Source organism: Desulfotomaculum defluvii, from assembly GCF_054657375.1.
In genome coordinates this window covers 1-24,392 of the sequence record NZ_BAAHYV010000003.1, presented here as the reverse complement: position 1 = coordinate 24,392, position 24,392 = coordinate 1, and the positions used below count along the sequence as shown (strand labels likewise).

Genomic DNA, 24,392 nt, shown 5'->3' with positions numbered 1-24,392 from the left:
GACCGAGTAACAGGAGAGGAAATTAGCCGAGAGATAACAAATATCAGGCCAGCAACTGGGACGTGGGAAGAGTATATGAGCCCCGCTGTTGAGTACCTTAGCAATACCATGCTTAAAGATCCGAAGTTCTGGGAAATAGTTAGAGAACATTGAAGATGAGCGGGAAGTTAAAAGGGTCGGCTGCCTAAGAAATTAGATGTAAATTAGAGAAGGTATTTAATGCTTAATCTTTGGCTTGAGGTTTCCAAACGTTTGGAACCTTTATTTTCTATGTTTCTCTATAACTAATTAACTTAACTATAAACAATTGACTAATATTTATTGTAATGAAAAAATGTATGTAAACTATTTAGGAGTTGTTAGTATGGAAGAAGATTGGAGTCCTTGTCCTCGATGCGGATCTAATAAGGTTCAAAAAGTATATAAATGGGCTATCGTATTCGCCTTGTTCTGCACTGCTGGGTGCATGTTCTGGATAGGGCTTTTATTTCCACCCTTATTGTTGGGGATACCAGTCGCTATTATATTAGGATTTATTATGATGTTTGGTAAAAACCTATGGCAATGTCAGGACTGCAAAAAGACGTGGGTTGCGAAAAGTAAACCTTTTACTGTTGGTGATTTGATAAAATATCTGGCAATAGCATTAGTTATTATGGTACTTGCTTATAGTTGCGGTTCAAATTAAGAGACTAATTAAATAGATTAAGCACCCAATCTTGGGTGCTTTTGTTAACTGCTCTGTTCTAAATAACGGTCTATATCGTCGCTTAATTTGTTTGCCTCTGATGTCATAAAAATTGATATTCTGCTAACCTTGTTTGCCAATTTGCCTAGCTTTTTTACATATTTAAAGTTACCTGATTTTATTAAGTTATCTGTAGTGTAGGACATAGATATTTGAGTTGCGATAAGGTCTTTCCCTAGCTGGTGGTAAGTTTTCAGTTTTACCGGGGGATCTAATTTTTTAAATTGTTCACTTATATTCCTTACACTCTGGATATAAGTGTTAAGTTTATCCGTATCTAAGTTAGGGAAGTTTTTAATACCTTCCCAGCATAATTGATTTAGATTGGTTAATTCACGTAATACGCTACTCATTTCTTCTAAGTACGTCATTTTAGCTCCGCAGCTCCCTTCTGAGAATATCATTAACAGCTACTTCGATAATACCAACTAGCTGACCACGGTCAGTTACCCCTTCTACTCTTAAAGTACCAAATTCATGTTTAACAACCTGAGTCTGGCTACTATTATTACTTAAGCCCGATGGAAGAATTGTTTCTCCATCTTTTAATAGTGCTAGTCCTTCACCACCAGGCGTAGGAGCTTGAAAAACACCGCCGTCATGAAACTTAGGAATAGTACCGATATTAACTCCCCACGACTTACCACCAACACCAGGAACCCATTTAGGTATACTAATCTTAAATGTTTCATTAAGTTCCGTGATAATCCAGTTTAGGCCCTCAATAATACCGTTAATAAAGCCTATAAATGGTGATTTAATAGTATCCCAAAGAGCAGAGAATCCTTCAGATATACTATTCCATAAATCACTAAAGAACTGCTTAATCGGAGCCCAATTATCCATGATTTCATAAGCTATAAATCCTATACCAGCAAGAGCTGCTACTGTTATCCCTATTGGTGACGTTATGGCGCCAAATATAGTTGCAAAAGCTGTACCCAGGGACGGCAAGAGCGTTCCTGTTAACCAGGTTATGGCTTTTCCAATTCCTCCGGATCCGATTATTAAAGAAACTTGTCCAAGTGCAAATAGCACAGGGCCTAAAGCTGATAACACTGCACCTAAACCAACCAAAAGCGATTGCACAGGCTGTGGTAAACCATTAAATAGGTTTAATAAACCAGACATAAGATTATTTATTTTAGTTAATAAGGGAGTGGCTACCTCTGCAAACTCAGACATTGATAACATCATGTCATAAATTGATTTTTTATTTTCCACTAGTGCTTTATTGTTTTTTACATACTGTTCGTAATGATTTGCTAACCCTTGTTTTGCTAGCACATCCAGAACATACTGGGTTTGGGTACCGTTTGCCGCAGCCTCTTTTAATCCAGCGTTAAAAGCATCAAGGCTTACCCCGGAGCGTTCCAATAGTTCGGCAAAGGGACCTACGGCGTTAAACGCGCCTAAAGTTTCCTGCAAGCTTTCGCTCAGTCCTTCGAATTTTAGAGTATCTTTAAAGAGAATGGCAGCACCGGCCAATTCCTTAGTAACTTGTGTTAAAGCAGTATCCTTAAAGCCTGCTTTTAATAAATTCGAAAAACCCTCTGTGTTAGAATCTAACTCACCTGTGATAGCATACATTTCGCGGTATAGGCTATTTACTTGCTCAATACTGGCCCTAGCTTTCTTAGCGTTTACTTCTAACATCGATAACTCGGTTCTTAATTCCTCTGTTCCGCTGGTTGCTAGGGCTGTAAAACCTGTAAGCGGAGCAGAAATACCAAGCATCATAGACTGGCCAACATTTTTAAGTTTCTCAAAAGCTGACTCCATCTTAGAACTAAGTGTAGTAGACTCAGACGCCTGTTTCTGCATTTCTGCCGTTGTTTCCCTGAGCTGCTTTTGTAATACAGCTTCAGCCTCTTTAGCCTTAGCTAATCTAACTTCAAGGCGTTGAGTTTCATCAGCATCTTTGCCTTTGGCAACAACACTCTTATCGTAAGCATCGTTGAGAGCGGCAACATACTTTTGCTGTACTTCGACCTGACTAGTTAATGCCTGGTGTTTTACTGTTAACTGTCCTACTACAGACGTTCCTTCAGTCATTTTGGCTATTTGTTCACCCATGCTGGCTTTAATAATTGCAAACTGTCTGCTGGCCTCTTTGCCTACTTGACTAAGTTGCGCCCTGGACTCTTCTAAAGATTTAAGCATCCCGTTTACATCTAAAGCAAGTTTTAAGTTCATTTGGCCAATTGTACTCATGTTTATCTCCCCTTCCATTTTAGTTTGCTACGTGGAAAAGCTATTATTTAACGTTTGTCATGGCTTCACTCCTTTTAGTAGAACGCTCCCATAATTCGATTAATCAGAATCAGCGAATTTTATATTTATCCCGCCAGTCCTGTTTCTGTGGTTTATATTCCTCATGCCAATACCAGGGACAGAAAATCACTATTTTTAACGATTCCTCTGTGCCTCTTTCGTTTGACTTTGCAAAAGTTAACCCAGGCATTATCTCTTGAGGCCAGGTGCAAAGGCACGACCATCCTGCTCTTTGGCAGCTCCAGCAGAGGGCGATTTCCCCTGCAGGTAATGTAGCAGACTCTCCGTTAGTTGTTGCCATTGATCTCTGCACCTCCAAACTTCCGCATTAAGGTCTTTAGCTACGCTATCCCATCCATATCTCCCAACCCGCCATACAGCCAGTAGGAGCGGCCTTGCTTTTTGGATTAATTCGTAATCAATCCATTGGCGTACCAGGTTTAAGATGGCCATAAGTTCTGATATCTCAAGCAGTTGAATAGCTTTTTTAGCTGTTTGATCACTTGGTTGGTTACCACTACGGCCACCAGCCACCGCACTCTGGCGGTAGCGTTCAATGATATTCTCCCGCTGCGATTCAATGTTTGCCCAGAGCACAGGATAGTTAGCTAAGAAGAAAGCGACTCGCTGTTTATCCATGTCACCATAGCTCATGCCACTCTCAGTCCTTTCCTAAAAATAAAAGAGGCCAAAGCTATTAAGCTCGGGCCTCCGGTTGTTCCGGTCAGTCCTGGTGTGCTATTTAACTGTCCAGCCGTTTGGGGCTTGTGGTTCTTTTTTAGGTTTAATTGATTTCTTAATGTTTATAAGAACTAATCTACCATCTTGTACTTTTAGGACAACTTCCCCGTGCTGGAGTTGGTTCATATCTTCACAGTTTCTCTGTATCTCCATTATAAACTGTTCGGTTAGATTGTTGGTCACATTACCCCTCCTGTAGCATTAGGGTTTTAGCTTACTAAACTCTTCGGTTGCCATGGTAATCCATTTTATCTTTTTATCTATATCTTTAAATCCTTCATCATCCTCAGCAGTAAGGAACAGTGCAATATAGCCTTTAGGTGCATCGTCTTGGCAGGCATGTGTATCTTCTTCAAACACAAAACTCACATCAATAAAGACTGAATCACCGTTGCTCTGAATTTCATTGAGCACTTCTGCAAGCCTGTTTATTTTGCTAGACCTACAAAAAAATTGTATATATAAATTATTATGATACTTACCACCGTAGTGCCCCTCACAACAGGAAGTAGTTGTTATCCATCCGCAAGCATTCATCGAGTTAATTAACGGTGCAATATTCTTATCTATATCTTCCAAATTGAATCAACTCCTAACTCCTTTAATTATAATTCTAGGGTTAGATATACCTCATCTAGTTGGTCTTGGGTTATCCCTATATATCGCAAAGTCACCGAAGGGGCTGAGTGATTTAATAGTTTTTGGATTAGAGTTAAATCTGTGCCCTGCTTATAGGCGTGGTATCCAAAGGTTTTTCTCAGGGTGTGTGTGCCGATGTTCTCTTGGATACCTACGGCATGGGCGGCGTTATTGATTATGTTATAGGCTTGCTGTCTGGTTAGGGCTCCTTTCCCTTTCCTAGAGCGGAAAAGGAAGTCTTCTGGTTGATGAGTCCATGAGGCTAAGTGTTCCTCTAAGGATTTCTTTGCCGTCTTCCCGAGCGGGAAGTCTTTAGCCTTGCCCGTCTTCTGTTCCCTTATGATTATCCGGTCTCTTATCTTCTTACCTTCCAGTACATCTGAAACCTTAAGCTTTAAAAGGTCGCTGATACGGAGGCCAGAATTTATGCCAAGAGTGAACAGAGCATAGTCGCGGAGACTGCCGGCTTTTAAAATTTTTTTCATGGCCTCAATCTTCTTCTTATCTCTGATGGGTTGCACAAATTCCACTCCCACCCGCCCCTTTCGTATTTGTCTTATTATATATAATTATACATTATGACAAATTCAAAGGCAAGCGGTTTTATTTAGTTTATTTAAAAGCCTTTTCAACCTAATAAAATCAAGGATTGATCAGTTTTGATGTATTTGACACAATAACAATGTGTCAAATTGGTTTTTTGCGTTTTTGTAACTCTCTTTTAGCAACAAAGAACAAACATTTGGTACTAAAGCCTTCGCCATACACTTTGTATAACTCGCCGTTGGTACTTACCCATTGCTCTAGGTAACCAGTGTCCCAGGACTTAATTTCTTCCAGAAATAGTCCCATATTATCGGTGAGGTGATATATTTGCTGCTCCCATGCACTCTGGAGAGATAAGAGCCGGTCGCGTCCTGTCTTCGGATTATTCCAAGCATCGACCAGGGTTTCCTCGAGTTCTCGGAAGGATAGGTTTTCGACGTTCATTAAATCACTCCTTTGGCATTCACTAAGGCCTATATATGCCTTCTAATATTGGAGCAGGTTATTTTATTAACTTTAAATAACGGGGCACTTTCCTTTTGACCTTTAAACTTTTGCCTGTCTCATTATCAACCAGGAATTTTTTGCCCTTTTGGTTTGTGTGCATGGTGTAGGTTTTTATTTCGTTCTCAGCGCAAAACTCTTCCATGATTGAGGGCTGTCCATTCATTTGGCGCAGGTCGCTTGCACAACCGAGTGTGTGAATTACAAACTCTGATACTTCCCAGTTATGATATTCCCATAGGAACTCCATTACTTTCTCAATGTCACCTATAGGTTCATCCGGCAGGCTCATTAGGTAGTCTCTGGTGTAAAAATAGTCTTTTATTTGATACTTTTGGCCGCTATAATCCTTCGAGATTGGGAACAGGTTTGTAAATTCAGATGGTTTTAACAATCCAATTAACCCCTGTATAAGGTTGACAAATTGAAATTTAGTCTCGGCCACTTTTGTGGTTATAGTGGGCTGATCTTTCTTGGTGTTCACTGCTTTCACACCATAAAAGACTAACTTTTTAACACTTGCTGGGTTTGGGTCTTGAATATCTACTGCCTCCATTTCTTTGAAGAAGGCATTCAAATATAGCTGGTGTTTAGTCATGCTACCATCACTCCCGAAAAAAAGTTTGCATGTATATGAGCGGGCGGGGTCTGTTATTTTTGGCACACCGTACAATTACTTTGGCTGTGGATAGGGGGGTGTCATATCTTCATGGCCTTTTACCCCCTAGACCGAACGGGTATCATCTGTATAAAAATATCCGTTTATAAAGTACCTGGTTAGGGATTAGTCCCCCCTGTCGTATATGGTAGGCCCTTTTGACAGGACCGGAGGTGGAACCTTTGTAAACACTCGATGGTTTCCTTATAGGGGGTGTAGTCTAAATTTCATTACACGACATTTTTGTTCAGACGATAGCTGGACAGTCTAGGTACTAAAAGGTTCCGGAGAATGCGATAGCCCTCCCCCCTATAAACCTTTAGTTTTGGGAAAAAAATTTGTCCTTGCCTGCCGAACGGTCTAGCATTAAAAGGTACCAGAGACCTAATACCCCCCTGGTAGTAGGGGTATGTAAATACCTAGAAAGCTTAAGATACTAGACCGTTTGGCCATCAAATTTAAAGAAATGTCCCCAAAAAGTTTTAAATACAGGAAAGTTCGGGTAGGGGGGTCACGCGTGCGACCTGTGTGTTATTTGAAGGCCCCCTCTCGGTCCTGGAAAATAATTTACATATTATGAGAAAGGGGGGGCTATACACTTTCTCTCAACCACCATGGAATGGCTTTATCCTCACTGGCTTCAGCTAACTGCCGACCGTTTAACACAACACGCCCTACGGTAAGGCCTTGAATTAATCCTTTGTTACCACACCTAGTACAGATCACCTCAGCCGTCGTGGTTCCCATCTTCCAGTTGTTTATATCAACTATTTCACTGCCACATTTCAAACAAAACAGTGCGGCAATCTTCATTTTTTAACACCTCTCTGCTGGCTTTCCTTGGCCCTGGTAAATGCCTTGCCCCGCTTTATAGCAGTGGTCCATAACTCCCGATCCTTAGCTAGCAATGACGTTAACTCCTGTTCTGTTAGGTAAAGTACACACTTTGTCACCTTTATCGCGATATATTTCATTACTACTCCTCTTTCCCAGCGTCATGCTATACATGACAGAAAGCTAATAAAAAGCCCTCTCTACACTTCAAAATTCAATTCTTCCCATGGCTTCAATTACCGGCAACATGATAGACAGATATTTGTTTAAGGCCATTAAATCATTGCAGAGTATAAACCTAGAGATGCTTTGAGTGTTTTGTATTACCATAAACCTGTGATCATAATCGGGATAATCAGAAGCAAAAACCTTAATATCAATACTCGCTATTTTGTGGCTCAATTGAAATTCTGGGCTTTCCTTAAACCCTAAGTAGTAAACAAAATCTTCTGCTCCTTGTCCTATATCCTCTGGCCATACGGCTTCTATCGTTTTATAGGTTCCATCTGCTAAAAAACCATACATTTGTACCCTCATTTTTATCTTTACCCCTTCATAAAGTACACCTTAAGTGAGTTATAGTGAGTCTTCAAGCCAGGCTAATTAACAATACACGCTTCAGCATTAACTGTGTCATCCTCAATCAGCTCGCCGGATCTCCACCATAATTACATGGCCTGGGAAATGCCATCCTGGCCAAGTGGAAATGCTCGCTGTTAACCCTAACTGTTTACAATAACTAACTAGCTTATCCATTTTTTCGAAAGATAAATGGTAAGGTTGGGTGACAAATATTTCTGGCTTTCCATCCTTCTCCCAGCGGAGTGCATCTGTTACCTAGACCACAACTACGACAGCCCTTCTTACCCAGCAATCTGCCTACACATTGTCTGCCACTGGATTTTTTAACTCCGTTCCGTTTAATCCAATCAGATTTAATCCTATCCCATGCGACCTCAGCGTAGGCCCTGTCGGCGTTCCCTTCAGTCTGCTCCAGGTCCTCAATTGCATCCACTGTTATTAAATACTTGCAAGATGGTATGGCCACAAATTTGGCATTGTGCCTGTTTTGAACTAGAATGATTGCACCTCCAATTATGTCTCTTGCCAGAACTTTGCCGGGTTTGAAACCCACTCATCCCAGCATTTGCCGAGTTCTGCCGAGTTTGCCGGGTTTTTTTGCTTTATTTATTCTAAAACCTATATACCCCTTAACCCTTAAGGGTATAAGGTACCTTCTAGTCCCATATGTGAGAATTTCTTGGCAAAGCTGGCGGAACCCGGCTATGACTGGGCTGAGGCCACTTCGTTCCTGGCAAAAACCTGGCAAAAACACAACAGAACCTGGCAAAATTTCGTTTTCGAACTTTAGTTAAAGCCATAAGCCTCATCATTGAGCCCTATTCCAACCCACATTCTAGCCCCACCCGTTGGCCTTTCCTCTGTGATTGCTGGGCAAAGCTCCTGTAACCGCTCGTTAAACTTTCTAGCTGATAATTGCTTTAGATTATTCTCAGCGACATACCGCTTATAGGAATCATAGATTGCCACTTTTCCAACTATCGGTTTGCGGTCCTCATCGTTTAAATTCACTACACACCAATCATTGATGAAAGCGGCTACGCTATCGTTCATAACCTTATACTTTTCTAGCTCGTTGTTAACTGTCTCTGATGTGCTAAACCCACCCTGCCTGTCCAGTCTACGCAGGCCATTCAGTGCCCGATTTAATACCCCGCTCAATTCCTTCTCTGATGTTATGCCCTTAATTAGGTTGTTATCCGCATTTTGACCAATCACAAATTTGTTAGGGAAAGACAGGATAATCCAACGCCGGTAGTATGCAAAGGTACGGTCATTCGACCTTGGTAGCTCGTTAGCTGAGAATATGAGTCTGGAGAACGGACGGAAGAAAAACGGGTCTTTATGTTTGCGTTCGGCGTCGATCTCGTCGCCCGCTACCACCATCTTGAAGTAACTGGTTGAGAGTAAAGCCTTTGAGTCTAGGTCAGCAAAGATGTTGATTAGTTTACCGAATATCTCGGCCCGCTTAAATCGGTGTTCCGCTAAGTCTTGGAGCGGGACGTTTGAGGTGTTTGTCCTACCGATAAAAGATGTTAACTGGTCCAGTAAGGTACCCTTGCCATTGGAGCCACCACCTGTGAGCATGAAAGCCTTTTGGTATTTAGTCTCTGGTATCATTGAGTAACCAAACATTTCCTCCAGTATCGGCAAGCAGTCTGCTGGAACAATCTCCGACCAGAATTTATCGGTAGCAGGACACGTGGCCTTTGGGTCATATATAACAGGTAACTGAATGGTGCTTAGGTATTTAGGAGTATGCGGGTACAGTTTTCCTGTTCTCCAGTCCAGCAGGCCATTCTTTACGTTGATTAAGTCGGGCCGGTTGTTTAGCTCGCCCGGATCCCTACGATTGCAAGTCTCGATGTAATAGGTTGTTTCGTTCACAAGGTCTTTTTTAAAATAATCAAAGGTAAGTTCTTGGCACTTTGACCGGACAATTTCTGTACCTTTATTCAGGTAAAACCCATTCCGGTAAATGTGTAAAATCTCCCCAGCGTAAAGAAAGTTTTCGTTTTTCATGATGTGCTCCCCTAATCGAGGAGTAATTACTTTATAGCCATAGTCAGTTTGCTTGAAGTAATCGGGTAGTGTTCGCTTGTTTGGGAATGGTATTAGGTTATCCATTTCCTTTTCTTGGTTCTTCTGCTTAACCAGTTTTTCAAGATCGTTAAGATTTATTTTCCCCTTGCAATTTGCCTTAAACTTGGTGTATTCTAAGGGATCATTTGTCTTCAGTAGGGCTAAAGCACCCAATATATCGTTAGTCAGAACCGTTTCTACTGTTGGTTTATCTATGGCCTTCACGACTGCCCGGGCTTTTGCTACTTTCCCTAAGCTCCAACCACACGGGGCCTTTACATCACACCCGCTCTCGGGGCAACCAGTGAACCCTATGACCTTCTGTATGTATTCGCAGTTCTGAGGGTTCATGTTATTTAAAGCCTCGGTAATTTTGCGGTCTGTATCCTCTTGGTTGTACCTCACAGGATCCAGAGCGGAAACCTCATGCACCTTCTCGATTCCGTCGGCTGCCCTAGCTACGTTCGTGATCATTGCCAACCACTCGTCATACCCAATACTGGCGGCATCCTCTTGGCAGTGCTTTAGAAAATGGCAGTTATTTAACATAAGTTGAGCGGGGCCATCTGTTTCTTTTCGCTTGAACTTATCCTCTCGCTGTTGCCCAGGGCTGTTACTTGGTGGAGCCGGTGGCAGTAGGTCCTCAATGTCTGAGGGGTTAAACCTTATTTCAGACTGCTCGATTACTTGAACCTGCACCGGTTGGCTAGGGTTCTTCCTGTTTATTGTGCCTGGCAATCTCAGTACCCTGGCTAGATCAGCGGTTGGGTCTAGTTCCCACTTAAAGTCACTGGCCCTCCTTTTAATCGTTGCTTGTAGTGCCCTAGATAACTGGGTAGCTCTTTCGTGTTCCTCCGGTGTATCTAAATCCCATGGTTCACGGAATAGCCAATATACATGGAGTCCGTATCCACTCCAAACAACAAAAGTTGGTGGAAGTTCATCGGGGATTAGTTTCATGGCTGAAGGCATATCAGGTGGTAGTGCCTCTTTTTTATGGGCAGTAGGATCCTTTACATCAATGTCCACCCATAGACCGGGAATTGCTGATACCTCTATATTTTTTGCCCGTCCCGGGCTGTTTAACGGCTTATTCGTAGCCCCTGCCCCAAAATAAACCTCGTATTGAGAGGATAAATTCACTGCTGCATCTGCCATCTCTGGCAAATCCGTAACTCTGTAACGGTGGGTAGATTCCCCAGGCACCGTAAAGAGGTAAATGGTTTTGTCTGGGTCAAAGTCCCGGTAAAGGGCTGATAGGAAATCATAAGTTGTAATCAATGCACCATCCACCCTCTCTTAACAGCCCTCCGGCATCTCCTTATCTCCATCTAACACTTCCTCAAAGAGTTGGTCTGCCTCTGCTTCATGGATTCCAAGAGCTTTCGCAATTCTTTTTTTCCAACCAGGGAAGGTCTTTTTCCAACCATTTTCGATCGCGGAAATATCGGCTGAGGCAATCCCGGTCATGCTTGAGAGTTTGGTTTGTGATAGTCCTCGCCGCTGTCGTTCTTCTCGTAGCCTTATCATTCTGTGTCCTCCTTCTTGACTATTGACTAAAGACATTATAAAGTAAATGTAAGCGCAAATAAAGAGAGAATATGCGTATATAAAGCATACGCATATATAAAACATTCATATGCTTACACAGAGTGTTGGAGGTGCATAATGTCGGGACCATCAATATATCACTGGGGATGGATGAGAAGGCCGGACGCAAGAATTGAAGATGGCTTAATCATTGACGGTGTTAAAGCTGAGCCATATCACCCTGGAGAATATCAAAAGGATATACTTAACGCTATCCAAAGAATTTCTGACGAAGCAACTGCCTTGGACTTTACCAGGCAATGGGGAATATTAGGGTTAGCGACAAGTGCCCCAGAAGTTGAAGATCACTTCAGTCAGATCAACGGGGCAATAACATTTGTTTATGCTGCCCGGAAAAAAGAAAACCCGGACATCGACATAAAGAGTATTCATCGGGAAGTGCTAGAGTTTTTTAACCCTAATCGCGGCTGCAACCTAACCCCAAAGGGTGAGCCTATTTCTGCTATAATTCATTTCGCCCAAAGAATTAAATATTTATCCGAAGCAAAGAGACTGTTAAAACTATACCAGGAAGATGAGACGGAAGCGTCTTATGAGGCAGAGGAGTGGATTAGCGGCCTTTCAATTGAGTGGCGTAAGGTTTTTGATATAGAAAATATTGAGTTTCTGCAAAAGCAGTACGAACGAGGATGCAGTAACTCAGACTTTTACCATTACCTCTTGAGTTTAATTATAAAAGCAACTCGGTTTTCGTTTTCACATCGCTCAGAAAGAGGTGTTTGGGTTCAGTTATATACCAGCCCCATTGCAGGTAGGCCAGAGGGGCATCCAGTCATCCAATTTGATGGCCTTTTTCGATTTATTCAATATATCCTCCTTGTTGACGGTGGGCCATCACCTAAACGGTGCGCCGATCCTAAATGTGGGCAACTATTTTTCCCTGCAAAAGCTGATCAAGAATATTGCCCCCCACCGCCAGGAGTTAAACGGTCGCGATGTGAAAACCGTCATGGCCAATGGCTAAGGCGGCATGGAATAAGCAAGCCGAAACTAAAAAAGTGGACAACATAAAGTAGGTCAAAAAAGTATTTTGGAAACCCGCTCTGTTTAAAACCTTCCTGACCATTCCTCAGGGGCCCTCTCTTTTCGCCAGCACTAGGGCATAAAAACAAAAACCCCTCTCATTTCGAAAGGGGTTTACATTTTCGTAATTACCATGGTAGAAACTTAGTATGTTATGTTATAATATGCCAAAATAAGCTAATAAAAAGCACGAAAGCCTGTATCCGTCCCTCGCCAAAGTTTCGGATTACAGGCCCCAGCACCTCCAGAGAGGTTGCTTTCTGTTTGTTAATTTATCACATGATAAACAGAAAATCAACCTCTTTGGGGCTATTGGACATGCTTCCAGGAGGTTTTTCTTTATGTTCCTATTAGAAGCTCATAAACACGTGTTTTTTCAGCATGGTAATGCTGATGGCTGGGTAACATTAGCCAAGGCAGACGGTGATAATTGGCGGCAATACCATTACAAAGCCAATGAATTAACAAACGTTCTTTCTGAGTGGCTAGGGATTGATACTTACATCCTTCAAAATACACTTTATAAGCCAGAAAGGCGAATTGAAAATATAAAACAGTTCAGGGCCTGTTATCTTGATTTGGACTGTTACCTTTTGAATATGGTTCCTGGGTACGTTATTGATGAGCTTGAAAAGGGATACTTTCAAAGGAGTGTGCCAGAACCTAACCTTATTATCCATTCTGGCAGGGGTATCAACCTGATTTGGCTTATCGAACCGGTTCCCTATAATGCCTTACCCCTCTGGATGGCTGTCCAGAGGTATTTGGTTGCACAACTAAAGGGCGTTGGCGTTGACAGTAAGGCTACAGACCCTGTACGGGTATTTAGACTTGCTGGAAGTGTAAACAGTAAGAATGATGCACGGGTAACAGTAGAGTATAGGCACAATCTAAAGTACACCCTCAGACAGATCCAGGAGGAGTACCTGCCTGAGATTAAGCCAAGAAAAGGCCAGAAGTCTAAATCAGGTCAATCGGCTAAAGTACATAAATTATTTAACGTCTACACCCTCCACGGGGCAAGACTGTTTGATATAACAAAATTGGTTGAGCTACGAAACTATAATGTTACCGGTTACAGGGAAATAATTTTATTTTTGTATCGATACTGGAGTTGCTGTTTCCTATCAGACCCGGGGGATGCACTTAGGCAAACTTTAGAAATTAACGAAAGCTTTACTGAGCCCTTACCCCATCGGGAGGTTGTTAAAGCTACTGAATCAGCCGAGAAAGCGTGGACTGCAAAGAATGACCAAGAGGCTGACCGTCTGGCCAGAGAAAAAGGTTACCCTGGGGCAGGTTATAACATCTCAAACAAAAAATTAATTAGTTGGTTAGATATAACCGAAGACGAGCAACGTGGATTAACTACTATTATTGGGCGTAAAGAAAAATACCGCAGGGAGCGAGAAAAGGATATTGATAAGGTTCGGGAACAGGACCGTAAACGCCAACGAAAGGCACGGGAAAAGGCTGGATCATCAAGTAGAAATGATTACCTAGTCCAAGCCGAAAAACGCCGTCAGGATGCCGTCAGGATGCACCAGGAGGGGCTGAAACAGAAGGAGATTGCAGAAGCACTTAAGATTAGCTTACGTCATGTAAGAAGGTTGTTAGAGCAAAGCTAAAAAAGAGGACAAGTCCGTCACGGCTTTAAATTAGAGGGCGTAGCCTGTGTACCAGTATCTTTCTAAAATACTATAGACCTGTGGACTAATCGAGGTGGTGTACCTCTTATCCACAGGTCTATTTTTGTTTAATCCACACAGGTTGGGGTTTTTATGTCCGTGTTAGTATAATTACTTAATACCAAAAAAACCTTTAATTCGTTTAAATAGATTTTGATTTGATTTTGTTTCTAGTTCCTCAATTCTAACTGTTGTCCAGTCTTTATGCTCTTTCAATTGAATTTTAAGGTTTCTGGTTTCTTTTAAAGAATTGTCTTGAACTGCTTCTAAGGCAATATTGGTCTCAGTTAGATCACTAGCAATGGTGGACTGTTTATGTTTTAATTCTGCATTCTCTTTTTCTAGTTCAGTTACCCTAGATTCTATTTTTTCCAGTTGTTCAATGCGTTCCATCATGGTGGTGACCCTGGCGAACAACTCGTCATACTCTTGTTTACTGACTAGCCCCTGCGGAACCTTGTCCCGCAATGCTATTTTTGATATATTTGGTTCCCTAGAAACAGTATCACTAATCTGCATAGGGTATTTCTCAGCAAGTAATTCTTTAATAAGGTTAATGGTTAAACCACGTTGGTGCATATCTTTAATGTGAATAAGGATTTCTTTTGCAGTGTTATTATAGGCCTTAAATCCATTTTTAAAACCTGTTTGTACTTCAAGGAATTCTGCATAGTCTCGGATGTAATCTCTGATTGTACTCCGTGAAATCCCAGTTTCCTTTGAAAGTTGTACTTGGCTGAATAATTCCTTCATATTTACCCCCTGGCGGTTAGTTCGCCACCAATAAGATATTGATACGTGCGCTAGCGGAGCTACCAACCATACATGGTGAATGTTTCACCACTACCACCTCCCCTGCTATGACGAATATCCCGTCAGATGTGGTGAAGGTAAAATCACCACCACCATGGTGAAGTAGTTGGTGAACATGGTGCCATGATAGTTAATAATTAGACTAAATCTGTTATTTACCTTTAAAAGCTATCCCATGTTTTATAATTCTTATGGTAAATAAAAAAAGCAAGTGTGAAGGACCTCTTATTATTGTTCTAGACAGGTTTTACCAGTTGGGGTATAATCAATTCAAAGTACGTTAACAATAGATTTACATTTCGTCCAGGCGTTATCTCCCGCATTGAAGTTAGACTTTAATGTGCTAGGACATGAACGCATTGTTGCTGACTAAGTACCTGCTACCTGCTTAGTTAGTTCAGCCATTAAACCCCTTTGGATTAACACTAACAGGAGTGCCGACTGTAGGGTATGAATGGATTGTTGATTTTTTGCATACATGGGGCATAACCATGTAATTTAACCACAAGCAAGGGTTTGTAATTCATTAACCAGTTGATGGTAATTCTTTTTGAACAAATTTTTAAAGGGGCAAAGTATGCCCTTATAAGATTTTATTGTTTTCAGTTAGCAGATGGTTTCATTGAAAAGATAGACTGCTTTTAAAGTTTGAACTGTAAGACTTATCGCAACAGGTCTGGCTAAAAAACTATATTACAAGAGGCACAAGTTGCCGCATCGATAAGATTTTAACTAATCACGATGTGGTATTTTTGTGCCTTTTTTTATTAGATGATTCAACATTTTTTAAGGATTTTATGGGTTTTCCAGGGAGGCCCGTGGACGAAGATATCTCTGGCGGGAGAGGTCTGCAGCGCGATAAACTGCAGCAGGCGGAGGGTAGTTAAACCGGACCCACTGGGGGTTATACCAGTCATGTCGGAGGAGCAGGTACTTCGTGACTAAAATCCTGCTGTCGGCTGATATGGCAAAAGTTAATCAGCAAAGGTTATGTGGCAAGTTTCCTAAAAACTTCAGCTCGACCAGGTTATCGGGATCGGGTACCCACCCGCTAACGCCCATTGGGTTTTTGGTCTGAACGCTCTCATAATATGAGGCTGCCATCGCGGTATGCGTTATTTAGTGCTCAACATTATTTAATTTAAATGTAGATGAGACCACAAAGGAATACATTCAAAAAGCCCCGGCACACATGGCCTCAGTTCTTTGTTAGAACCTGAAAAACAAATGAAAACAGGTTCGATAGCCCGGGGCTAACTATGCACTGAAGGAGGTTAACAACAGTGATCGAAAGAGTAGAAGGATTGTATAAAAACCTAATGCTACAAGCAGATAAGACATTTAGACACATCAACCAAGGGAGCATAAAAACCCGTTACCGCTATAAGTCTCCTGTAAGCCAGTTGCTTTATATCTGTGCTAAGGATTTCAGCTTGCAGAAGATTACCAACATAAAAGAAAAACACTTAGCAGCCTATGTCAAAGATATGCAAGCTAGGAATTTGGCACCGTCTACGATCCAAACTAATATCTCAGCGGTTAAGTTTTTTTTGAATCAAGCTGGTGCAAAGAACGAAATGCCGGATAATAACCAGCAGTATGGCATTGTTAAACGAGTAAAAGTTGGTATTGATCGTAGTTGGGCACCTGAAGAATTTAATTCCATGTTAGATAAGGCTTGTTCCCTTAACCGTTTTGACGTAGTGGATGCCCTTATCCTCGCAAGGGAGGCAGGATTGAGAATCCACGAGGTTGTAAAGCTGGATAGATCTCAGGCCGAAAAAGCCGCTAGGACAGGAGAATTACACATCAAAGGCAAAGGTGGGCACGAAAGGGATTTAACACTTAGAAAGGCAGCAATAGATGTGTTAAAAGAACGGTCTGAAAACATATACCGCGGTGATAAATTATTTGTTCCAACTAATAAAAAAGCACATCAGGTAATTAAGAGCATCGAAAAGTTTATTTGGGATCACCGCAGCGAAATACAGTCTGTTTACAGGATCAGCAGAGAAGACGAGAAATATTACCGCCAGATGTCTGTAAAAGATTACTCGCCTGTCCTGACCTTTCACGGCGTTAGACACTCATTTGCGAGAGAGGAATTTGAAGCCAGGATCGCAGCTGGTAAGAGCGAAAAACAGTCTCGTTTTGAAGTCTCTAACCTTCTGGGACATGGTAGGGATGCAGTAACAAGGATATATCTTGGAGGTAGGTAACTCGATCAACTAACAAACAAAAAATTTTTGGTCCCTTCCTCTTGGGGAACTCAATCCCCCCGAACCCCCTTATCTCCGAGATATGGGCCAGTATTTTCAAGGCTTTAGACAAGCAAGTTCATGTTGTCGCTGGTACGGACTAAGGATCCAACCTAGGGGCTAACTATGGCTTAAACCAAAGAAAAAGCCCCGAAGGGCTTCAAATATCCAAAAAAAATCCTATAATTTCCACTCACCATAATTGTTGTGGACTCTTCGGTATAGCCATGCATTGAATCTAAAGGGTAAGGTCATAACGACCTTACCCTAGAAAATTGGCCACCGAACCAAGGGCCTTAACCGCAGCCCCGGCCACAATGGAGATACAGGAAAATACAGATACTATATGAATCATGCCAGCGATTTGCCCTTTGCCACAGGCCTGAGCAATGTAACCGGCCAGCCAACCAACCATAGCAATGAGCAGCAAGCTGATAATGAGGAACCCGGGTCCACCAGCACCAAATGTACTTACTGCAACATCCTTAACTATTTCAGAGCCAGTTGAGGCCATTACTGGGGTGGCAGCAGGCATTAGGTGCATGGCTAACCAGGCAGTACCGGCGAATCTGACTAGGCTTTCAGCTTGGGCCTTAGACACTTTGTGGGCTTTCTTATGAGGTCTAACGTAAAAACCAGTTATCATCATACTTAACACTCTCCTTATAATGAACTAAATTTTTTACAATCAAAGATAACACCACAAAGAGTGGCAGCATTATCGGCAACATAATCACATTTCCGATTTCGTCTAATACATATTCGTGTAATGGTACTGAGTGAATAGGGGCGTCATGGTATTCACGAACTGCAAAGCCTGTTATTCTCATGGTGTTAGCACTCTCCTTTAACTTCTTCAAGTAACATGACTTTGAACTCTAGGCCATTGGTATTTTCCTTTTCGATTCTCTCTAATATCTGAGCCCTGCGCCTGGCGGAAGTAGTAACCACCAGGATAGTAGGGAACCTGTCTGCCAGCTCTGACCACCACTGGCTTGTATATCCGTCCGATTCGTACCAGCGATTATACTTGACTACCTTGTCAAAATCGTTGTCGCTACGATCCAATTCCACAAAGGTAAAATTCGTTTTCTTGGTAATGGTGTTTGTGATCCCTGCCAGTGCATCTGGTTGTAGTATCTTCAACGGGAACTCGTGGTAAAAGTGTTCTAGCACATCCCAGGACTTTAGTTTCTTTACTAGCCAAACATAAACCCAGTTCAAGTCTAGCAAATGCTCCAATCTGCCATGCTTACGTCCTACATAATAGCAATATGGGTCATTCAGTGAGTACCTGCACCGCTTAACCTGTTTCCTCTGATAGAGCTTTAAAAGCCTTTCCCTGGCCTTCCTTTGGCCATTTTCCCCCTCAAAATTGAGGGCAAAAATCTGGTCAGTGGTGAGGGCTTTTAACTTTTCAATCTGCTGGAGAATCCGCCTATCTCGGTGGTAACCTTTTAACTGTGCAGAACTCGGCAAAGTCACTCACCACACTTTCTGTCCCTTTAAGCATTTTTTTAGCATCCTTCAGGTAAAGGCACATAGACTGTACTTCTTGGATAGTCAGCCCTGCTTTAAATATCCCACGTCCTTTGACTTCTGGAAGGTAGGCCGCCTGGGGGCATTGCTCACCCAGTACCATACGACTGCTAATCTCGTCTGCCATTTGGTAGCATAACCTAGCCAGGAACATGTCCCGGGTATCATCTTTGAATATCTTCAGTTTCTTACTCGGCCGCTGAGTGGCAGCTACCACAGAGATACCCACGGCCCGGGCTAACCTGACAATGCGGTCAATGTAATGAATAGTTTCCTCGTCCTCAATTTCTGCCACCTCATCAATCACCAGTACAATGAATGGCATTTCTCCTTTATACTGCTGGATTTTTTCAACCCCTGCGGCCTCTAACACGTCAATGCGGCGTTCCATTTCTTTGTTGAGACTCTTGACCATGGCTAGCCCTTCAACCTCGTTTCTAGCTAGGGCACAGTGATTTTTGAGATATGCAAACTCCAACCGTTTAGGGTCAATTACAGCGACCAGGGCCTTTGGTAATAGCGAATGAATGAGTACATGCAGGAAGTTTGATTTACCAAACCCAGGGACTCCAGCAATCAACAGGTGGGGACTTTGAGTCAGGTCATAGACCACTAGCTTACCGCCACTGTCAAAGCCTATGGGGACAGGTAAATCCATTTTTGAATAGGGCTCTGGATTCCACAAATAAGGATAAAAATTCTCCATACTGCCGGTTGAAATGTTCATATGAGCAAACCCTTTTACCTTATTAATATCTACCATGCACCTGCAAGCATCGGAGAAATATTCCGTTCGGTTTTTAAAATCATTGAAGCTAATCCCGGGCATCAAAGTAAAAATCATATGCCATCCGTTTGCTGTTTTTATCTTGTGGGTTAATAATGGCCGGGGCTTACCTTCAGGCCACAAAACATCAATAGTGTCCAGTATAGCCGCTGGGATCTCCTGGCCCTTCCTGCGCCTCCATACTAACTTTAGGGTGGTAATAGATTCCCCCAGTGCGTTAGTCTGTTTGCTTATGGTTACCACCTCCAATTTAGAATTGCTTTGCTCTGTACTGTATTTCTAATCTAATATGCTGTACTGATTGTCCAACTTGCCAATAAAATAAAGCCCATAGGCATGTAATTTATTCCTGCTCTATAGGCTCTAGTGAAAATACATCATTAAATTTTTCTATAGGGTAGTTTATATCCCTTAAAATAAGCAATGCAGTGAGAACGGAAGGGGTATAGACTCCCCTAATTATCTCTGAAAGGTAAGCCCTGCTAATCCCTATTTCACGGGCTACCTGCGCCTGAGTTTTACCAGATAAGGTAATAGCCTCTTTAAGATTGTTCTTTAGCTGAACTTGATCTTTTGGGACTGTCTCGGCATCATCTTTTAAATAGGGATCAAGCCACATTGTAATAATCCATTTCAGAAATTGCTGTTTATTAATTGCGGGGTTTAGTTTCTTAGCCCTTTTAAATACCTCTTTTAACGTTTCATCAACATCACTAGGTAGCTCTATTTTAGTACCGTTAAATGACACGTTATCACCTCGTTTATGTTTACTTAAATGCTGTACGGTAAACAATACTACTAGAGGTGAAATATAATGCTAGAAAGTATCTATAATTGCACAAAAAAAGACTACAGTAAAGATAAGGTCGACTTAGATCGGGCAGCCAGAGACATAGCAAAGGCCACTACTAAGGACAGTGAAAGCAAATAAAAAAAATACTCTAAAACCTTAAGGCTAGGCAACACTATAATCTATGTTGTGGATCCGTCACCAATGACTAAAGAAGAGGTTGAAAAAAGTAAAAGCGGATTATCATGCTGCTGGGTGGGTTATCATTGAAGGGGTTATACATAGAAAAATAAAATGATTTATAAATCGTGTTCGTTTTTTGGATTTAGAATCAACTACCTTGTTAAAACTACTTATAGTTGGTAAAAGTGATGTTTGACTAGGTAAAACAATTAGTGTTAATTTATAGCTACAACTAATGGGTGTGAGTAAATTACGGAAAAAGCTATCTTATCTTTGCAACAACAAAAACCGGGCGGCAACCCGGTTTTTGTCTTTAGAGTAGGAATTAGCCCCGTCACATCATTTTCCGACGTATCCGATAAAGACGGACCAACCGCACCAAAGCTATCTAAAGGTGCCACCCTTCGGCAAAAGGGGTCTGAACCTTCTACTATCATCCAAGTCAGCTAAGGAGCTCATTGCCTACAAGTTATTCCAAGCCTTGAGCAATTGAACGAGTAACTCCAGAAGGAGAAAAGCCCATGCAATCATCTCAGGGCGGCTAAGTCCGTTTCTGCGTCTGGGTGTAAGCATGACGGACCACCTGCCTTCGCATTTGGATTTTTGTGGCTGGTCTGAACATAGTATAAGCTTGGTTTATATGTAAATCAAAGGCGGTATTCGGGCAAATTTTCCAATTTGCGTTTTTGACCAATTTAAACAAACAGTCGTTCCAAGAATGTTATAATTGCGGTTTGTCTGACATTTAACCTTTCTCTAGCTCTGTTATACATTGAATTACTCTCAGATAAGAAATAACGTCTAAGGGGTCTAAATTTGTACCCGCTATAACACTAGATAAATAAGGGGTTATAATGTTAACGCAACTTTGTGCTGTGCCTGCTGGATGACCGGCTAGTTCTGCGCCTATGGGGCCATAGTGGCCAATTAAACCTGTTTAATGCTGTTACAAGAGCTGCCAACCCGCTAAAGAATGTGCCTGTTGCGTGAATCCAATGCCAAAACTCCAAATCAATCACTCCTTCTATTCCTTGCTAAAGGCTGTGGCTTAATAAAGTTCAAATCACAAGTAATGCCTCAAAGGTTTTTTAAAAATAGTACCGGTATCTTGAGATGAAGTTGTAATACAAAATCCCGATATTTTTATTAAGCCGTTAAGGTAGCTAGGGAAAGACTCCTTGATGCCACTATCTGTAGCTTAGAGTAGCTAGGAGTGTTCTGGTATAACAGAAGAAGGCTAAAAAAGTTGGATGTAAGCCCAACCTTTGACAATGAAAATTGATTGCTATTCTGAAGTCCAAAATTATTCCCTTCTAACTTCCGATATCAGAACTCAAAAAGGTATTTTCTATATGGAAAATGGTAAAAATTCAAATAAGTCCGGTCAAAACAGGGGCTTATATTTCGTTTTTTGCTGAACCAAACTGGAGGTTTGTAATGCTTAAAGTGGAAGAATATATTGCACAAAGGAAGAAAGAGGATGGTATAAATGAATTAGATCACACTAAAAGTATTGAGAATATCAAACTACTAGTTAACTACATATTTGAATACTTTAACACTTATATTAATAGCCAAGATGCAAAAGGTGGAACGGCTTTACACCGTGAAAAGATAGATAAATACTATCAACAATTAAGTGAATATGAACCTGAAGTAAGAGAATGGCTTGCAGGAATTTACGATGATTATGGAAAGCAGATAATAAGAAGTGTAGGTAGTATCTTAAAAAAAGATAGGTTTTTTTATCTTTACAATAAAGACAGTGAGTTCAGAGCAGTATCATATGATTGTTACTCTAAACTAATTAAAAAACTCCCATTTTTAAGCAATCAAACAGAAATGCTTTTTTTATTTATAAAGGATTACCAAAGAGTTCAAATACAAAAAGGCCTACAGTCAAATTTACCTGTAATACCTTTTATTTCTGATAGTATATCCGAGTGGGTTGAAACAACTTGGAAAAAATATCAGATTGACATAATGATATTTGTATTTGACTGGCTTATATATTTTAGTGACCATGAGGAAATATGGCCAATAACTCACAGAAAGAAAAGTAAGGAAGCCTGGAGAAAATACGAATACGATTATAAGCAAAAATCTAACCTTTTTAATCTTGATTCCTTATACAGAGATATGCCCAAAAAGCCTTATACAAAAGGGAAAAAACAATGGTTTGAGATATTAATGATGTATGAATGGTTACACAGCTTTGAGGGAAACGATGACAGCAGTTACTGGGAAGAGTATGCAAAGAAATCTTTCGCTTCAATTGAAAGCAATTAGGTAAAAATAAATTAGCCAGGGTTAACCCCGGGCTAATCTTGTAACCGATAATTTTTCAATAGCTATATTGAGGCCAGAATTTATTCCATCTTCATAACATTTTATTCCGTAGTGTCGATATAAATCATCGGCAGAATGTAGCATGTTGAAAAGGTCTCTTCGTTTAGTTTTAGGTAATGCTTTAAGCAACTTTAGAAAAGATTTATTGAACCGGTTTGCCATTTCCCTTTCTTCTTCGCTATCAAAATCTAATCCATCGTTTGCATATTTTTCCCACACTTTAATGCCACCCACGATCATTCACCCCCCACTAACCTTACAGGTTTTTCAACCTCTTCGTTAATTATCTTGTCAGCGCACAGGGGACTGATTAACACCACGTCGATTAAGACTTTGTAATCCATAGGTAAACCAGGGACGATAATAACCATTTTATTCATATTGTCATCCCCACTAACTTGCGACTGAATCAAGTTTAGCTTTAAGGGCTAAGCCATCATTTAATCCAACTACATAGGCCTGGTGTAGTTCAAAGGTGTTAACCATGCCAGAGGCTGATTCATAAGCCATGACAAGATCCTTATGCTCGGGCCCGAGTAACTCCACAATTTTGTTAAAAAGTGTACCGGCATCATTAGTGGCATCCCGGTATTCCTCGTTCTTGACAAGTACACGAAAAGCATCATGGTCACAACGATCACTTGCAAACTCAAAAAACCTTTTTTCGAAACTCATTTCAACATCTCCTTAGATTATGTATTTGCCACCCAGAGATGCTATAATATTTGTGCCTGTCCTATTAGGGCGGGTCCCAAGGGGAGTGCAGCCACCGGCCAAAGTGATGCTGCCTCCCTTCTGATTCGTGCAGGTATTCCACAAAGAATAATTTTCCAGGTAAGACTTTAATTAACCTTATTTCATAATCAATGGACTCATACTCATCCCGTCTTATGTACTTTTCGGCCAAGTAATTTAGACCTAGTGACAACATGCCAAATTCTTACCCCACTACAATTTCTTATAAACTTCCCGTCTGTGCAGGACCCGCATGGCATAAATGGTTATTTGTTCTTGTTCGATACGGAAGATAACTCTATGATCACCAACACGGAGTCTCCAAAGGTTTATTTCTCCCTTTAGTTTCTTGATGTCGGCGTTTCTTGGTTCTTCCAGCATCCTGTCCATGGCATCAGCGATCCGTTTTTGGGTATGTTTTTCTAGCTTGGATAGATCCTTAATTGCTTGCTCGGTTAAGATTAAATTCACAGACCCAACTCCTTCTTTACTTGGTCCCAGCTCTTAACCATTCCGGCTTTGACGTCCTGTTCAGCCTCTTGGATTGCTAGTTTATCATCTTCGTTTAAAGGTTCGTTAACTTCGGTTTGCTTGGATAGTACCTCCTGCCACGGGTTATGCTCTTTAATAATAAACTCCAGAAACCTTTTAACTGTTTTGGTTTCTTGTTCGGGTAAGGCATCTATTAAACGGTGCAATTCGGCTTTGTTTATACTCATGCTCTAGCCCCCTGCTGGCAATAGAATTTGATCATTTCCTCAATCATCTGTGCCAATGTCTTACCCTGTTTAACAGCCTCTAACTTTAACATTGTGTGGGTTTCTTCTGGTAATGTAATGTGGACTATCTTGTCGGCCATTATCAAACCACCCTTCTAAGATTAATAAATACATAATACTTCACAATGCTTACAATGTCAACAATGTTTGCAATGTAAAATAAGTTAACTGGAATGGGGGTGAAAAAATGATTAATGAGATTATTGAAGGAACACTGATAATTAAAATG

The 24,392-nt window shown here is 41.3% G+C and carries 30 protein-coding genes; 5 read left to right on the top strand and 25 right to left on the bottom strand.

The window, feature by feature from the left end; all coding sequences use genetic code 11:
* Positions 1 to 364: 364 nt before the first annotated feature.
* A complete protein-coding gene (locus ACYQ03_RS01655) occupies positions 365 to 688 on the top strand; it encodes a hypothetical protein (RefSeq protein WP_459907145.1) in 324 nt (107 codons plus the stop codon).
* Between the two features lie 44 nt (positions 689 to 732).
* Here ACYQ03_RS01655 and ACYQ03_RS01650 read toward each other — a convergent pair whose 3' ends face one another.
* From ACYQ03_RS01650 to ACYQ03_RS01585, 14 genes are all read right to left on the bottom strand, one after another.
* A complete protein-coding gene (locus ACYQ03_RS01650) occupies positions 733 to 1,119 on the bottom strand; it encodes a hypothetical protein (protein WP_459907143.1) in 387 nt (128 codons plus the stop codon).
* A 1-nt stretch (position 1,120) separates the two neighbouring features.
* A complete protein-coding gene (locus ACYQ03_RS01645; protein ID WP_459907141.1) occupies positions 1,121 to 2,962 on the bottom strand; it encodes a phage tail tape measure protein in 1,842 nt (613 codons plus the stop codon).
* Between the two features lie 249 nt (positions 2,963 to 3,211).
* Positions 3,212 to 3,676 (bottom strand): hypothetical protein, encoded by a 465-nt coding sequence (locus ACYQ03_RS01640; RefSeq protein WP_459907140.1) that lies wholly within the window; start codon positions 3,674 to 3,676, stop codon positions 3,212 to 3,214.
* Positions 3,677 to 3,760: 84 nt separating this feature from the next.
* Entirely contained in the window at positions 3,761 to 3,946 is a 186-nt protein-coding gene (locus ACYQ03_RS01635; RefSeq protein WP_459907138.1) for a hypothetical protein, read from the bottom strand.
* 18 nt (positions 3,947 to 3,964) lie between these two features.
* Entirely contained in the window at positions 3,965 to 4,342 is a 378-nt protein-coding gene (locus tag ACYQ03_RS01630; protein ID WP_459907137.1) for a hypothetical protein, read from the bottom strand.
* Positions 4,343 to 4,368: 26 nt separating this feature from the next.
* Positions 4,369 to 4,923, bottom strand: a complete 555-nt coding sequence (locus ACYQ03_RS01625; RefSeq protein ID WP_459907135.1) for a site-specific integrase — start codon at positions 4,921 to 4,923, stop codon at positions 4,369 to 4,371.
* 166 nt (positions 4,924 to 5,089) lie between these two features.
* Positions 5,090 to 5,392, bottom strand: coding sequence for a hypothetical protein (locus tag ACYQ03_RS01620; RefSeq protein ID WP_459907133.1), 303 nt, complete (start codon positions 5,390 to 5,392; stop codon positions 5,090 to 5,092).
* 58 nt (positions 5,393 to 5,450) lie between these two features.
* Positions 5,451 to 6,050 (bottom strand): hypothetical protein, encoded by a 600-nt coding sequence (locus tag ACYQ03_RS01615; protein ID WP_459907132.1) that lies wholly within the window; start codon positions 6,048 to 6,050, stop codon positions 5,451 to 5,453.
* A 651-nt stretch (positions 6,051 to 6,701) separates the two neighbouring features.
* Complete coding sequence (locus tag ACYQ03_RS01610) at positions 6,702 to 6,923, bottom strand: hypothetical protein (protein ID WP_459907130.1); 222 nt, start codon at positions 6,921 to 6,923, stop codon at positions 6,702 to 6,704.
* Positions 6,920 to 7,084 carry a hypothetical protein gene (locus ACYQ03_RS01605; RefSeq protein ID WP_459907128.1) on the bottom strand — a complete coding sequence of 55 codons (165 nt, stop codon included), beginning with the start codon at positions 7,082 to 7,084 and terminating at the stop codon, positions 6,920 to 6,922. The genes ACYQ03_RS01610 and ACYQ03_RS01605 overlap by 4 nt, the downstream gene beginning before the upstream one ends.
* Positions 7,085 to 7,151: 67 nt before the next feature.
* Positions 7,152 to 7,481: a hypothetical protein gene (locus ACYQ03_RS01600; RefSeq protein ID WP_459907126.1), complete on the bottom strand. Its 330-nt coding sequence runs from the start codon at positions 7,479 to 7,481 to the stop codon at positions 7,152 to 7,154.
* Between the two features lie 211 nt (positions 7,482 to 7,692).
* Positions 7,693 to 8,079 (bottom strand): hypothetical protein, encoded by a 387-nt coding sequence (locus ACYQ03_RS01595; protein WP_459907124.1) that lies wholly within the window; start codon positions 8,077 to 8,079, stop codon positions 7,693 to 7,695.
* 233 nt (positions 8,080 to 8,312) lie between these two features.
* Entirely contained in the window at positions 8,313 to 10,889 is a 2,577-nt protein-coding gene (locus ACYQ03_RS01590; protein WP_459907122.1) for a phage/plasmid primase, P4 family, read from the bottom strand.
* Positions 10,890 to 10,907: 18 nt separating this feature from the next.
* Complete coding sequence (locus tag ACYQ03_RS01585) at positions 10,908 to 11,138, bottom strand: helix-turn-helix domain-containing protein (protein WP_459907121.1); 231 nt, start codon at positions 11,136 to 11,138, stop codon at positions 10,908 to 10,910.
* Positions 11,139 to 11,276: 138 nt separating this feature from the next.
* Here ACYQ03_RS01585 and ACYQ03_RS01580 point away from each other — a divergent pair, with 138 nt between their 5' ends.
* On the top strand, positions 11,277 to 12,230 hold the full coding sequence (locus ACYQ03_RS01580) for a hypothetical protein (RefSeq protein WP_459907120.1): 954 nt from the start codon (positions 11,277 to 11,279) through the stop codon (positions 12,228 to 12,230).
* Positions 12,231 to 12,583: 353 nt separating this feature from the next.
* Positions 12,584 to 13,870, top strand: a complete 1,287-nt coding sequence (locus ACYQ03_RS01575; RefSeq protein ID WP_459907118.1) for a helix-turn-helix domain-containing protein — start codon at positions 12,584 to 12,586, stop codon at positions 13,868 to 13,870.
* A gap of 171 nt (positions 13,871 to 14,041) precedes the next feature.
* Here the strand turns inward: ACYQ03_RS01575 and ACYQ03_RS01570 are convergent, their stop codons facing one another.
* Positions 14,042 to 14,683, bottom strand: a complete 642-nt coding sequence (locus tag ACYQ03_RS01570; RefSeq protein ID WP_459907116.1) for a MerR family transcriptional regulator — start codon at positions 14,681 to 14,683, stop codon at positions 14,042 to 14,044.
* A gap of 1,343 nt (positions 14,684 to 16,026) precedes the next feature.
* Between ACYQ03_RS01570 and ACYQ03_RS01565 the strand changes: the two genes are divergently transcribed.
* Complete coding sequence (locus ACYQ03_RS01565; RefSeq protein WP_459907114.1) at positions 16,027 to 16,962, top strand: tyrosine-type recombinase/integrase; 936 nt, start codon at positions 16,027 to 16,029, stop codon at positions 16,960 to 16,962.
* Positions 16,963 to 17,263: 301 nt separating this feature from the next.
* Here ACYQ03_RS01565 and ACYQ03_RS01560 read toward each other — a convergent pair whose 3' ends face one another.
* The 4 genes from ACYQ03_RS01560 to ACYQ03_RS01545 form a co-directional block, all read right to left on the bottom strand.
* Positions 17,264 to 17,650 carry a hypothetical protein gene (locus ACYQ03_RS01560; protein WP_459907113.1) on the bottom strand — a complete coding sequence of 129 codons (387 nt, stop codon included), beginning with the start codon at positions 17,648 to 17,650 and terminating at the stop codon, positions 17,264 to 17,266.
* A 185-nt stretch (positions 17,651 to 17,835) separates the two neighbouring features.
* Positions 17,836 to 18,480 carry a hypothetical protein gene (locus ACYQ03_RS01555; protein ID WP_459907111.1) on the bottom strand — a complete coding sequence of 215 codons (645 nt, stop codon included), beginning with the start codon at positions 18,478 to 18,480 and terminating at the stop codon, positions 17,836 to 17,838.
* A complete protein-coding gene (locus ACYQ03_RS01550) occupies positions 18,440 to 19,267 on the bottom strand; it encodes an FtsK/SpoIIIE domain-containing protein (RefSeq protein ID WP_459907109.1) in 828 nt (275 codons plus the stop codon). Before ACYQ03_RS01550 ends, ACYQ03_RS01555 begins: the two co-directional genes overlap by 41 nt.
* A gap of 403 nt (positions 19,268 to 19,670) precedes the next feature.
* The gene (locus ACYQ03_RS01545) at positions 19,671 to 20,075 is read right to left on the bottom strand and encodes a helix-turn-helix transcriptional regulator (RefSeq protein WP_459907108.1); all 405 of its coding nucleotides are present in this window, start codon (positions 20,073 to 20,075) and stop codon (positions 19,671 to 19,673) included.
* 1,662 nt (positions 20,076 to 21,737) lie between these two features.
* Between ACYQ03_RS01545 and ACYQ03_RS01540 the strand changes: the two genes are divergently transcribed.
* A complete protein-coding gene (locus ACYQ03_RS01540; RefSeq protein WP_459907106.1) occupies positions 21,738 to 22,589 on the top strand; it encodes a hypothetical protein in 852 nt (283 codons plus the stop codon).
* Positions 22,590 to 22,610: 21 nt separating this feature from the next.
* Here ACYQ03_RS01540 and ACYQ03_RS01535 read toward each other — a convergent pair whose 3' ends face one another.
* The 6 genes from ACYQ03_RS01535 to ACYQ03_RS01510 form a co-directional block, all read right to left on the bottom strand.
* On the bottom strand, positions 22,611 to 22,883 hold the full coding sequence (locus ACYQ03_RS01535) for a hypothetical protein (protein WP_459907104.1): 273 nt from the start codon (positions 22,881 to 22,883) through the stop codon (positions 22,611 to 22,613).
* 2 nt (positions 22,884 to 22,885) lie between these two features.
* On the bottom strand, positions 22,886 to 23,029 hold the full coding sequence (locus tag ACYQ03_RS01530; RefSeq protein ID WP_459907102.1) for a hypothetical protein: 144 nt from the start codon (positions 23,027 to 23,029) through the stop codon (positions 22,886 to 22,888).
* Between the two features lie 13 nt (positions 23,030 to 23,042).
* Positions 23,043 to 23,324 carry a hypothetical protein gene (locus ACYQ03_RS01525; RefSeq protein ID WP_459907101.1) on the bottom strand — a complete coding sequence of 94 codons (282 nt, stop codon included), beginning with the start codon at positions 23,322 to 23,324 and terminating at the stop codon, positions 23,043 to 23,045.
* Between the two features lie 273 nt (positions 23,325 to 23,597).
* Complete coding sequence (locus tag ACYQ03_RS01520; RefSeq protein ID WP_459907100.1) at positions 23,598 to 23,855, bottom strand: type II toxin-antitoxin system RelE family toxin; 258 nt, start codon at positions 23,853 to 23,855, stop codon at positions 23,598 to 23,600.
* Complete coding sequence (locus tag ACYQ03_RS01515) at positions 23,852 to 24,103, bottom strand: hypothetical protein (RefSeq protein ID WP_459907099.1); 252 nt, start codon at positions 24,101 to 24,103, stop codon at positions 23,852 to 23,854. Before ACYQ03_RS01515 ends, ACYQ03_RS01520 begins: the two co-directional genes overlap by 4 nt.
* On the bottom strand, positions 24,100 to 24,243 hold the full coding sequence (locus ACYQ03_RS01510; protein ID WP_459907098.1) for a hypothetical protein: 144 nt from the start codon (positions 24,241 to 24,243) through the stop codon (positions 24,100 to 24,102). Before ACYQ03_RS01510 ends, ACYQ03_RS01515 begins: the two co-directional genes overlap by 4 nt.
* Between the last annotated feature and the right edge of the window lie 149 nt (positions 24,244 to 24,392).